Origin of the sequence: Candidatus Angelobacter sp. (assembly GCA_035643775.1) — a bacterium.
GTDB lineage: Bacteria > Bacteroidota > Bacteroidia > Flavobacteriales > Blattabacteriaceae > DASQPV01.
Genome location: DASQPV010000002.1, coordinates 1 through 1,266 on the forward strand (window position 1 = coordinate 1; position 1,266 = coordinate 1,266).

A 1,266-nucleotide genomic window follows, 5' to 3' on the forward strand; every position below is an offset into this window, starting at 1 on the left:
GCGGGATTTGGCGAATTTTCCCGGAGACTTCCAAAACGAGATGTCTGGCTGTAAGTCCGACTATTTTCGCTTGTTGTCCGCGCATGCAGTTGCGGAAATTGCGATTGAAAACAACGATGCTGCGTGCCGGATAATGTCGCAGGTCGAGCTTTTGCGCGGCGGTCAGATCGACTTGTTCGAGGGCGGTTACTTGTGATTCATCCTGACTCAGAAATCCACGATCCCGGAGCTGCTTCCGAATGGCCTCATTAACTGCGCGAACTTCCGCGCGTGTTTGCGAGACGACGATGGCCGATTCGCCACTCGCCACGATCTGCAAATAAGCATCCGCTAGCTTGCCACTTTGTGCGACAGCATCGCATTCGATGATGGCGTCGAGTGCTTCCAGCTTGCGAAAGGAACCGGACAAGTCGCCGGCCGCTGCTGCTTCGACGGCTTCGCGGTAACGCTTGATGCGTTTGCGCTCCGCCATCGTTCTCCCTCGCTGCGAATCCTGCCGTCGAATCTCGGAGACTTCCGCGGCGCGCAAACCGGAGTAGCGCTCGATTGCCCGGAGCGCGTCGGATGCTTCCACCGGCCCGTGCTGTCGAGTATCTCCGGAAAGAATTAGTCGGCCGCGGCGTTCCTGAACCAAATGAATGAGATCAAGCAGCTGCCGTCCGTCCAGCTGGCCGGCTTCATCGACAATTACAACTGCGCGATCCTGCAAATCCTGGCGCTGCAAACATTCTGCCACGGTCTGCGTCGCAGTTAGACCGTCGCGATGTAGATCGATCACTTGCTGTCGCTGTGGCGCGAGGACGAGGGAGGTGCGCCCGGCTTTATCGAGCGCTTGTTGAACTCGCTTCAAGACGAAACTCTTGCCCGTGCCCGCGCCTCCACGAAAAAGAGTGATGAAATTCGTGGACCAGAGAATTGCATCCAGAGCGCGCGATTGTTCCGACGTGAGCTGATTGCCATCAGCTGTAACGCGCGGCGCTAAAGGCGTGTGGACGCCGACACCATCCCGCGCAGCCTGCACAATCTCCCACTCCCGCGCGAGGACCTCGGGATGCGCGACCTTGTCGTTTTCCGAGCGGAGATAATCGCGTGACGCTGTTTCTTGTTTGATCTTTGCCAGGGAAGTCGCGCTTCCGCGTACGGCTTCGAGCGCGTGTCGCCAAAGTTCATGTTCGCGAACCACAGAGCGCCGTTCAAATAAATGTCGCTCGGCCCATGTCACCGCTTCGCTCGCGGAAAGCTCGCGTGGATCTTCACGCACTCGGC

At 58.2% G+C, this 1,266-nt stretch carries 1 protein-coding gene; it reads right to left on the reverse strand.

The features are described 5' to 3' along the window. A partial coding sequence (locus VE128_00010; GenBank protein ID HZD83944.1) for an AAA family ATPase occupies positions 1 to 1,266 on the reverse strand: 1,266 nt, incomplete at both ends.